Source organism: Methylobacterium sp. CCH5-D2, assembly GCF_001556475.1.
GTDB classification, from domain to species: domain Bacteria; phylum Pseudomonadota; class Alphaproteobacteria; order Rhizobiales; family Beijerinckiaceae; genus Methylobacterium; species Methylobacterium hispanicum.
In genome coordinates, this window is sequence record NZ_LSIX01000505.1 from 1 (window position 1) to 10,200 (window position 10,200).

The 10,200-nt window shown below is 70.0% G+C and carries 11 protein-coding genes and 1 pseudogene; 8 read left to right on the forward strand and 4 right to left on the reverse strand.

Features of this window, described 5'->3' with window-relative positions:
* Window positions 1–301: 301 nt before the first annotated feature.
* Window positions 302–2,011: a malate dehydrogenase (quinone) gene (mqo, locus tag AX737_RS12900; RefSeq protein ID WP_066921908.1), complete on the reverse strand. Its 1,710-nt coding sequence runs from the start codon at window positions 2,009–2,011 to the stop codon at window positions 302–304.
* A 156-nt stretch (window positions 2,012–2,167) separates the two neighbouring features.
* Window positions 2,168–2,527: a hypothetical protein gene (locus tag AX737_RS12905; RefSeq protein ID WP_066921910.1), complete on the reverse strand. Its 360-nt coding sequence runs from the start codon at window positions 2,525–2,527 to the stop codon at window positions 2,168–2,170.
* 243 nt (window positions 2,528–2,770) lie between these two features.
* Between AX737_RS12905 and motA the strand changes: the two genes are divergently transcribed.
* The 8 genes from motA (at window position 2,771) to AX737_RS12945 (ending at window position 9,334) form a co-directional block, all read left to right on the forward strand.
* Window positions 2,771–3,640, forward strand: coding sequence for a flagellar motor stator protein MotA (motA, locus tag AX737_RS12910; protein ID WP_066921912.1), 870 nt, complete (start codon window positions 2,771–2,773; stop codon window positions 3,638–3,640).
* Between the two features lie 10 nt (window positions 3,641–3,650).
* Window positions 3,651–4,628, forward strand: coding sequence for a FliM/FliN family flagellar motor switch protein (locus AX737_RS12915; protein WP_066921914.1), 978 nt, complete (start codon window positions 3,651–3,653; stop codon window positions 4,626–4,628).
* Window positions 4,612–4,914 (forward strand): hypothetical protein, encoded by a 303-nt coding sequence (locus AX737_RS12920; RefSeq protein ID WP_066921916.1) that lies wholly within the window; start codon window positions 4,612–4,614, stop codon window positions 4,912–4,914. The genes AX737_RS12915 and AX737_RS12920 overlap by 17 nt, the downstream gene beginning before the upstream one ends.
* Before the next feature lie 98 nt (window positions 4,915–5,012).
* The gene (gene fliN, locus AX737_RS12925) at window positions 5,013–5,354 is read left to right on the forward strand and encodes a flagellar motor switch protein FliN (RefSeq protein WP_066921918.1); all 342 of its coding nucleotides are present in this window, start codon (window positions 5,013–5,015) and stop codon (window positions 5,352–5,354) included.
* Window positions 5,355–5,364: 10 nt separating this feature from the next.
* Entirely contained in the window at window positions 5,365–6,453 is a 1,089-nt protein-coding gene (locus tag AX737_RS12930) for a flagellar motor switch protein FliG (RefSeq protein ID WP_066921924.1), read from the forward strand.
* A gap of 176 nt (window positions 6,454–6,629) precedes the next feature.
* The gene (gene flhB / locus AX737_RS12935; RefSeq protein ID WP_066921926.1) at window positions 6,630–7,694 is read left to right on the forward strand and encodes a flagellar biosynthesis protein FlhB; all 1,065 of its coding nucleotides are present in this window, start codon (window positions 6,630–6,632) and stop codon (window positions 7,692–7,694) included.
* The gene (locus tag AX737_RS12940; protein ID WP_066921928.1) at window positions 7,691–8,143 is read left to right on the forward strand and encodes a hypothetical protein; all 453 of its coding nucleotides are present in this window, start codon (window positions 7,691–7,693) and stop codon (window positions 8,141–8,143) included. The genes flhB and AX737_RS12940 overlap by 4 nt, the downstream gene beginning before the upstream one ends.
* Window positions 8,144–8,641: 498 nt before the next feature.
* On the forward strand, window positions 8,642–9,334 hold the full coding sequence (locus AX737_RS12945) for a response regulator transcription factor (RefSeq protein WP_066921930.1): 693 nt from the start codon (window positions 8,642–8,644) through the stop codon (window positions 9,332–9,334).
* 218 nt (window positions 9,335–9,552) lie between these two features.
* On the opposite strand, the gene AX737_RS33190 is transcribed toward AX737_RS12945, so the two are convergent.
* Both AX737_RS33190 and AX737_RS32030 read right to left on the reverse strand, forming a co-directional pair.
* Entirely contained in the window at window positions 9,553–9,807 is a 255-nt protein-coding gene (locus AX737_RS33190) for a hypothetical protein (RefSeq protein ID WP_156453683.1), read from the reverse strand.
* Between the two features lie 298 nt (window positions 9,808–10,105).
* Window positions 10,106–10,200, reverse strand: a pseudogene (locus tag AX737_RS32030) (30S ribosomal protein S6); the annotation flags it as partial.

Genomic DNA, 10,200 nt, shown 5'->3' on the forward strand with positions numbered 1-10,200 from the left:
CCTCACCCCAACCCTCTCCCTATGGGAGAGGGGGCGCGGCGCGGTTCCAGTCGCGATCTCGGAGACGACCCCCGCCATATGCGATCGCCCTGCCCTATGGGAGAGGGGGCACGGCGCGGTTCATCTCACAGGGCCGAACCCATCACCCGGAAACCGCATGAGACCCGCGCGAGGGCTGCAACGCGCCCCTCTCCGGTGCGGCAGAGGGGACCCGCGCATCGTCCGCACACGGTTGATGACGGGTTGGATGTCCGTCATCTGCTGCCGCCCTGCCCCGAGGGACAGGGCGCGCCGCGCGGCCTCAGGGCGCCATGTCCGGCACCGGCTTGACGGTGCCGGTCTCGGCCGCCGCGGCGGGCTGGGCCGGGGCCGCCATGGCCTTGGGCGGGGGCGTGAGCTGCAGCGTCTCGCTCGTGTAGGCCAGCGTCTCGTAGGCCTTCTCGGGGCTGTCGTTCAGCTTCGTGCCGTAGCTCGGAACGATCTGGCGGATCTTGGCCTGCCACTCGGGGCTGGCCACCTTCTGGGCGAAGACCTTCTCCAGCACGTTCAGCATGATCGGTGCCGCCGTCGAGGCGCCCGGCGAGGCGCCGAGGAGTGCCGCGATGCTGCCGTCCTTCGCGCTCACCACCTCCGTGCCGAGCTTCAGCACGCCGCCCTTCTCCGGGTCGCGCTTGATGATCTGCACGCGCTGGCCGGCCTGGATCAGGCGCCACTCGTCCTTCTTGGCGTTCGGGAAATACTCCCGCAGGGCCTGGTATCGGTCCTCGTCCGAGAGCATCACCTGGCCGGCGAGGTACTCGATCAAGGGGTACTGCTCGACGCCGACCTTCACCATCGGCCAGACGTTGCTGGTGGTGGTCGAGGTCAGGAGGTCGAAGTAGGAGCCCTCCTTGAGGAACTTGGTCGAGAAGGTCGCGAAGGGCCCGAACAGGATCACCCGCTTGCCGCCGAGCACCCGCGTGTCGAGATGCGGCACCGACATCGGCGGCGCGCCGACCGAGGCCTTGCCGTAGGCCTTGGCGAGGTGGCGGGTGGCCACGTCCGGGTTCTCGTTGACGAGGAACGAGCCGCCCACGGGGAAGCCCGCGTAGTCGTCGGCCTCCGGGATGCCCGACGCCTGCAGCAGGTGCAGCGCGCCGCCGCCCGCGCCGATGAACACGAACTTGGCCTCGACCGTCCGGCGGGTGCCGTCCTTCAGGTTCTTCGAGGTCACGCGCCAGCCGCCGTCCTTGGCGCGCTCGATCGACTCAACCTCGGTCGAGAGCCGCAAGGAGAACTTCGGTCCGTTCTGCAGCGCGGCGACGTACTGGCGGGTGACCTCGCCCCACTCGCAGTCGGTGCCCACCGGCGTCCAGGTGGCGGCGACCCGCTGCTTCGGGTCGCGCCCCTCCATCATCAGGGGGACCCACTGCTTCAGCTGCTCGGGATCCTCCGAATAGTCCATCCCGGCGAAGAGCGGGCTCGCCTTCAGCGCCTCGAAGCGCTTCTTCAGATAGGTGATGTTGTCCTCACCCCAGACGAAGCTCATGTGAGGCGTGGAATTGATGAAGCTGCGCGGGTTCTTGAGCACGCCCTGCCGGACCTGCCAGGCCAGGAACTGGCGGGTGACCTGGAAGGCCTCGTTGATCTTGATCGCCTGGTCGATCCGGACCGTGCCCTTCGAATCCTCCGGCGTGTAGTTCAGCTCGGCCAGCGCCGAGTGGCCGGTGCCGGCGTTGTTCCAGCCGTTCGAGCTCTCCAGCGCCACGCCGTCGAGGCGCTCGACCATCTCGATCGACCAGTCGGGCTCGAGCTCGCGCAGCCAGACGCCGAGCGTCGCGCTCATGATGCCGCCGCCGATCAGCAGCACGTCCACCTTGCGGGCCGGGGCCTGCGCCAGAACCGAGGCGCCCGGCGCCGCCGAGACCGCGAGGCCCGCCAGCGCGCCGCCGACGAGCTGGCGGCGGGTCAGCGGCAGCGCACTATGTTGCGCCTGGCCGCGGACGGACTGCACTTTATCGTCAGTATTCATAATTTTCTTTGCGCCGATCTAAAGAATTCTTTTCGTCGGCGCCCCGCTACAGCAAGCGTGGCCGCGAAACAACCCGTCGGTTACATGGCTGCCATGTGCCGAAATCTTTAACGGTTCCAAGGCGCTTCTAAGACGCTCCGGCCGCCGACCCGCCCCTCAGGGCTGCTTGGCCGCCCAGGCCATGACCGCCGAGACGTGCCAGGCATGGATGCCCAGCATGACGCCGCAGGCGGCTACGAGGGCGATCCAGTCCGAGACCCCCGCCGGCGGCTCGGACTGGCGCGCCTTGAGCAGAAGGCTCGCGGCGACCACGACGGCGATCGCGACCGGGAGCCACAGGCCGGCGGCCTTGCCCGCGAGCCATGTCGGCTCCCCCGACAGCGACCACTGCATCGGCACCTTCGGGGTCCCGATCCGCGGGGCGGCGTACAGGTTGATCCCCGCCATCGCCGCGAGGGTGACGAGGCAGGCCGCGTGCCCGAGGAGCGGCAGGAGCTTGGCCACAGCGAAAGGCATGTCGGCTGATCCCGGACGTGTCGGAGGCGTGGAACGCCATCCTGGCATGGGTCTGCGCTCCTGTCCCGTGGGCGGGGCGGACGACCTGCCGCCTTGGTTTACGAATGGGGCGCCGATCCCGCCAAGCCCTCCGCCAAGCCCCGCGCAAGGGACGCGCCGTACCTCCCGGATCTCACGCTGAAGGCGCCATGACGGCGCCGTCACGGCGCCTCGCGGCGCCGCATCGCATCGGGGATCCCGCCCATGGGCATCGGAATCGGCCTGGTCATCGCCATCGGCTGCATGCTCGGCGGCTTCGTCGCCATGGGCGGGCACCTGATCGTGATCTGGCAGCCCTGGGAGTTCGTGATCATCGGCGGCATGGCCATCGGCGGCATGATCATGGCCAACCCGATGAAGATCGTGGTCGATTCCGGCAAGGCCACCATGGAGGCGGTCACCGACAAGGTGCCGAAGCGCAAGGACTTCCTGGCGCTCCTGGGCCTCCTGCACGCGCTCCTGCGCGAATTGAAGACCAAGCCCCGCAACGAGGTCGAGACGCATTTCGACGACCCGGCCAATTCCGAGATCTTCAAGAACTATCCGGACGTGACCAAGAACCAGGATCTGGTGACGTTCATCTGCGACTATTGCCGGCTGATCCTCATCGGCGGCGCCCGGAGCCACGAGATCGAGGCGCTGATGGAGGAGGAGATCGGCACCCACAAGAAGAGCGCGCTGAAGCCCTACAACGCCATCAACACGGTGGCGGAGGCGCTGCCCGCGCTCGGCATCGTGGCGGCGGTGCTCGGCATCGTGAAGGCGATGGGCGCGCTCGACCAGTCGCCCCAGATCCTCGGCGGCCTGATCGGCGCGGCGCTGGTGGGCACCTTCTTCGGCGTGTTCGCCTCCTACGGGGTGCTCGCGCCGCTGGCCGTGAAGATCAAGGGCGTGCGCGAGAAGCAGTGCGCCGTCTACACGATCGCCAAGCAGAGCCTGATCGCCTACATGAACGGGGCGCTGCCCCAGATCGCGATCGAGCACGGCCGCAAGGGCATCGCCTCCGCCGACCGCCCGACCATCGACGAGGTCGAGGCCGCGACCGTCCCGGGCGCCCGCGCGGAAGCCGCCTGAGGCGCCCCCGATGGAGACCCCCGCGACGCAGTCCGCCACCACCCCGGCGATTCTCCGCGACCCGGCCGGCATCCGGGCGCGCATCCAGGAGGCCGCCGGCCTGTCCCTCGACAGGCTGCCGATGCTCCAGCTCATCCTGGACCGGCTGGCCACCGCCTGCGGCGACGCGCTCAAGCACCGGGTCGCCTCGACGGTGTTCTACGCCCTCTCCGGCGTCGAGAGCGGGCGCTTCGGCGAGTTCCTCGACGTGCACGACAACAACGCGGTGGCGGGCATCTTCCACGCCCCGGGCTGGGACGGGCACATCCTGGTCGGGCTCGACCGGGACCTCCTCTACACGATGGTCGAGGTGCTGTTCGGCGCCGACGGCTCCGAGCCCGCGGCCGAGGACGAGCGCGCCTTCTCGGCGATCGAATTGCGCGTCGCCCAGATGGTGTTCGAGCAGGTCGGCCGGGCGCTCGAGGCCGCCTTCGGCCTCGTCTCGCAGACCGCCTTCCGGCTGGAGCGCACCGAGACCCGCATGGAGTTCGCGGTGATCGGCCGGCGCACCAACAACGCCGTGCAGGCCAAGTTCCTGTTCCAGGCGCTCAACCGCAGCGGCGAGATGTTCCTCGTCATCCCGCAGGCGCTGCTGAACCCGCTGCGGGCGAGCCTCGCCAAGGTGCTCACCGGCGAATCGACCGCGCGCGACCCGCGCTGGTCGAGCCAGATCGCCGCCGAGGTGCAGAAGGCCGAGGTGACGCTCCGCGCCGTGCTGGAGGAGCGCCACCTCACGCTCGGCGAGATCGCCGGGCTGACGGTCGGCCAGGTGATCGGGCTCGACGCGACGCCCGCCACCCGGATCAAGCTCGAGGGCAACGACCGGCCGCTGTTCTGGGCCCGCGCCGGACAGGCGCAGGGCTCGTACGTGCTGCGGATCGACGAGGTCATCGCCCAGGACGGCAAGGACCTGAAGGACAAGGACGGACCCCATGGCCTCGCTGGTTGACGGCGTGCTGCTCACCGCGCTGGTCGCGACCAGCGCCTGCGTGGTGCCGATGTACCTGAAGCTCAAGCGCCTCGACCGGGCCCAGGCCGAGTACGGCCGGGCGGTGGCCGCCTCCGGCCACGCGCTGGCGAGCGCGGGCGAGGCCGTGCGCAGCTTCGCGGGCGAGGGCCGCGAGGTGCTCGACGCGCTCGGCCGCAGGATCGAGGAGGCGCGCGCCACGCTGGCCGAGCTGGAGGCGGCCCAGCGGCGCCTCGATACGCGCCGCGACGTTCCCCCCGCGGCCTGACGCGCGGGCCGCCCGGCACCGCGAGGCGGCGACAGCCTCGCATCAGCCAGGACCGCTAGAACCGCCCTCGCCGCCCGGTCCACGACCCCGAGTCCCCGATGAGCACCAGCCCCTTCCCCGATGCCGAGACCCCCTTCGGGGCACAGCCGGCCGCCGAGCCCCGCGTCGGCGACGGGCGCAACCTCGACTCGATCCTGCGCATCCCCGTGCTGGTGCAGGTCGTGCTGGGCTCGGCCACCATGCCGGTCGCCAACCTGATGAAGCTCGGCCGCGGCGCCGTGGTGCCCCTCGACCACCGGGTCGGCGAGCCCGTGGACGTGATGGTCAACGGCCGCGTCGTCGCCCGCGGCGAGATCGTCATCGTCGAGGAGGACTCGTCGCGCTTCGGCGTCTCGCTGACCGAGGTGGTCGGCCCGGCCGATTCCGCCCCGGCCGCCTGAGGCCGCAGCCGTGGCGGCAGCTCCCCTGGCAGCATCCCTGGCGCCACCCGCCCTGGCCCCGACGGCGCCGGCCGCCGCCCCGGCCCTGCGCGGCGCGGGGCGCCAGCTCGCGCCGGTCGACCGGGTCGCGACCCTGCTGCTCGCCATGGGCAAGCCCGCGGCGGGGCGCCTGCTCAAGTACTTCGAGCCCGACGAGATCCGGCGCATCACGCGCTCGGCCGTGCAGCTCGGCGCGGTCAGCCCGGACCAGCTCGACGGCGTGGTCGAGTCCTTCGCGGTCGAGTTCGCTGGCGGCGCGAGCCTGGTCGGCACCGTGCAGGAGGTCGAGAAGCTCCTCACCGGCCTGATCCCCGCCGAGCAGCTCTCCGAGCTGCTCGCGGAGGTGCGCGGCAACGGCGCCCGCTCGGTCTGGGAGCGCATGTCCGCCGCCTCCGAGAGCGTGCTGGCGAGCTACCTCGTCAAGGAGCACCCGCAGACGGCGGCGCTGATCCTCTCGCGCATCAAGCCGGCGGTGGCCGCCAAGGTGATGAGCCAGCTGCCCGCGCCCCTGCGCAACACGCTGGTGCGCCGGATGCTCAGCTTCAAGCCGGTGGACGACGAGATCCTGTCCATGCTGGAGCGGGCGCTGCTGGAGGACTTCATGGCCAACGGCGCGCGCAATTCCGGCGCCGACACCCACGCCAAGATGGCCGACATCATCAACAAGATGGACCGGGCCCAGATGGACGAGGCGCTCTCGGCGCTGGCCGACGCGCGCCCGAAATCGGTCGAGATCTTGAAAGGTCTGCTCTTCACCTTCGACGACATCGTCAAGCTGGCGCCCCGCGCCCGCACCACCCTGTTCGACGCGGTCCCGAACGACCGCCTCGTCCTGGCCCTCAAGGGCACGGACGCGGAGTTCCGGGGCGTCATCCTGTCGGCGCTCTCGGCGCGCGTGAAGCGCATGGTCGAGCACGAGCTGAACGGCGGCGAGCCGGCCGCCCAGCGCGACGTCATGGAGGCGCGCCGCTCCATCACCGACCTCGCCATGGACATGGCGGGCCGCGGCGAGATCGAGATCAACGCCGAGGAGGGGGCGGGCGATGCGCTCATCCGCTAGACCCGATCGGTGCCCGATCGGCTCCAGCTTTTCTGGGTGCGGTCGGTCCGAGGATCGGACCGACCGGGATCCGGCGCACGCACGCCGACGCGCAGTCGCGCTCGCGCCCTTCGGGCGGGCGGCACACGCCTGCCGCGGTCGAATGAGCGAGCGGGCCGTCAGCGCGGGCCGCCCGCATGGCTGAGGACGTCGATCACGAGAGCAAGACCGAGGCCCCGACCGAGCGCCGCGTGCGCGAGGCGCTGGACAAGGGCGACATCCCGTTCTCCCGGGAGGCGCCGGTCTTCGCCTCGATCCTCGGCCTCCTGATCGGGCTCAGCCTGTTCGCGCGGGGGCAGGCCGCCCAGCTCGCGCGGGATCTCGCGCCCTTCCTCGACCATCCGCGCGGCTTCGCGCTGGCGAGCGCCGGGGACGTCCTGCTGCTGCTCCAGGCCGTGGCGGGCGCCACCGCCCGCTTCCTCCTGCCCTTCGTCCTGCTGCTGGCCGCCTGCGGCCTCTCCGCCTCGATCCTGCAGAACGTGCCCCGCTTCGTCGGCGACCGGATCCTGCCGAAGTGGCGCAACGTCTCGCCCGCCTCCGGCCTCGGACGGATCTTCGGGCGCCAGGGCCAGATCGAGTTCCTGAAATCGGTCCTTAAAGTCCTCGGTGTCAGTCTGGTGGTCATCCTGCTCCTGCGCTCGGAGCGGCAGAAAGCCGTGAATGCCATGTTCGTCGATCCGAGCCAGCTGCCGGAGCTGATCCTCACCATCTCGATCCGCCTCGTCTCGGCGGTGTCGATCGCCACCATCGTGATCGTGGCGGGCGACCTCGTCTGGGCGCGGCTGCGCTGGCAGCGCTCGCTCCGGATGTCGGTCCAGGACGTCAAGGACGAGTACAAGCAGACCGAGGGCGACCCGACCGTGAAGGCGCGCCTGCGCTCCCTCGCCCAGGACCGCTCGCGCAACCGCATGCTCGCGGCCGTGCCCCGCGCCACCGTGGTGATCGCCAACCCGACCCACTTCGCCGTGGCGCTCCGCTACGAGCCCAGCGAGAACCCCGCCCCCCTGGTCGTCGCCAAGGGCCAGGACCTGATCGCCCTGCGCATCCGCGCCATCGCCGAGGAGAACGGCATCGCGGTGATCGAGGACAAGCCTCTCGCAAGGTCGCTGTACGATGCTGTGCAGGTGGATCAGACGATCCCGGCCGAGTTCTACCGGGCGGTCGCCCAGATCCTGTTCTTCCTGTTCGCGAGGCCCCGATGATCCCCCAGGCCTACGACCCGGCCTTCGGCCGGACCGCCCCGGCCGACGTGATCGCGGCCTCGGAGCGGGTCTTCGCCGAGGAATTGCGCGACTTCATCGCCGAATTGTGCCTGCTCGACGGCGGCGTGCTGATCGGCTGGGTCCGGGGGGAGCACCACGGCAACATCGCCGACCTCGTCGCCTCCTCGGCCGAGCCCTTCTTCAAGGACGCGACGCTGGCCTACGCGGACGCCGCCGACGTGACGCTGGCCTGGGGCCGCTCGCTGCAGGTCGTGCTCGACATGGAGTTCGTGACGAAGCCCGTGACGGTGTTCTTCAAGCTCGTCCTCGACGGCTACTTCGCGGGCGTGGCGATCCAGCGGATCCTCGCCGAATCCGAGCCGCCCTTCTCCCCCGACGTCCTCGCCCGCGCGCTCACCGACGCGCGCCTGGAGCGCGCCCAGGCCTGAGCGACAAGGACTGAGCGACAAGGACTGAGCCACAGGGCCTGGGCGACAGGGCCTTGGGCCGGCACCGCGCGCAGGCCGGATCCCCGGCACTGGCGGGTGGTCCCCGGGGGGAGGTCCCCGGGCGATGGCCCCAAGTCCTCCGCGCCGGCGCGCCCGTAAGGCCAAGGTCGAAGGCGGCCGCCGTGCCTGCCCGGCGCGGCGCGGCCAAGCTGCGGCGAGACGACGCGCCGCGCGGGGTCTCTGCGTAGTCTTCCGGCATATCCGCAACACCGGCCGAAAAGCGGCCGCGATCCCGCGCGCCGCCGCGCGGCGCCGTTGACCTGCGGCCCGGAACGCAACATCTCAGGAATCGGGCCGTGCGTCTCAAGAAACCGAGGGAGGCGGGCGCCGCGGACATAATTGCGCCATACAATTTCCAATTGTATATTTCCGCACATTTACAAGTTGCGGTGTGTTGAGGGTCCGACGAGATCTGCTGAGCACCGGGGGCTGGGGCGGATGTACTGTTTGGTGGATGCCAGGGATTCGGTGAATGCCGGTTACGCGGCGAGCTTCGACCGCGAGGGCGTCTCGGCCTTCGGGCTCTCGCCGGAGGAGTTCACCGGCTGGCTGCAGACCGCCTCGCGCGGCGACCTCGACGCGGTGCAGGGCTTCCTGCTGGGCGATTTCGAGGACCGGGCGCGCTGCGCCGGGATCATCCGCAAGCACTCCCGCGCGCCGATCATCGCGCTCGCCGACCAGCGCTCCCTGGAGCAGACCCTCGTCCTGTTCGACGCCGGCATCGACGACGTGCTGCCCAAGCCCGTGCATGTCCGCGAGATCCTGGCCCGCTCGGAGGCGATCTGGCGCCGGGTGAACGGCGGCGTGCTCCCGGTCGCTCCCGGCGCCGAGGCCCCGGCCCGGCCGGAGCGCCTGCGGGTGTTCTTCGACGGGCGCGACCCGGAGGTGGACGGCGAGCCCCTGCCCCTGCCCCGGCGCGAGCGGCACATCCTCGAATACCTCGTGCGCAACCGCGGCCGCCGGCTGACCAAGGCGCAGGTCTTCAACGTGATCTACGGCGTCTACAGCAACGGCGTCGAGGAGAGCGTGGTCGAGGGCCACGTGAGCAAGCTGCGCAAGAAGCTCAGCCAGCGCCTCGGCTACGACCCGATCGAGGCCAAGCGCTACATGGGCTACGTCTACGTGGGGTGAGGCCGGCTCCGCCGGTTCCCCGGCCGGTTCTCTCCGGCCGGTTCGGGGGGCTATCTCGATCGCGCTCGGCTATCGCCCGGATGTCGCCTGCATTCGGCGCGGGTTGCCGGCGGCGGGTCGGGCTCGGGACCGATCCGGTCGGGACAGCCTGCGCCGCGCACGGGCACGACGGCGCAGGGCTGACGGTCGGGTGAGGCTCCTCTCCGCGGCAAGCCGGATCATTCGCTCGGACCGATGCGCTTGGGGTGTGCTCCGGCGTCCGCCTCGATCGTCATCTCGAGGCGGACGATCCTTTCGATCAGACGGGCGTGCGTCTCGGCGGATGCAGCCTTCGTCGCGGCTTCGAACTTCGCGATCAGCGCCTCGTCCCGGACGGCGGAAATTTGATTTCCCGTATCGATTTTGTCTAGGCGGTTCTCGAGCTCTTCGACGCGGTCAAGAATTTTCTTTATATTGTCCTTGAGGCGATTCATCTCCTCCAGTATCAATATTCCATTCTTTATCGCGCCGAACACTCCCCCGCTCATCGTTGATGCGCCCCCCAAGTCGCTCTTCGATCTCTTCGTTCAGAATTCTTAGCTGGCTCAATATCAAATCGTACTGGGTCTCCAGGATTGCATCATGACCCTCGTCGGCCGGAAGGCCGTAGAGGCCGTAGGCGGTTGGATCCGGGCCGTGCGCGACGGCGCCGTGCACGCTGCCGGCGAATTCGTCGCCGCGACGGAGCGGGCGTTCCTTATGACCGCCGCCCTGCCGTTGCGTCAGGACAGGCGGTTCGGCCTCCAGCTCCTCGACGCGGATCGTCATGAAACGCAGGATGTCTTCCGAGATCTGCATCTGACGCTCCATCTCGGCGATCGCGGCCG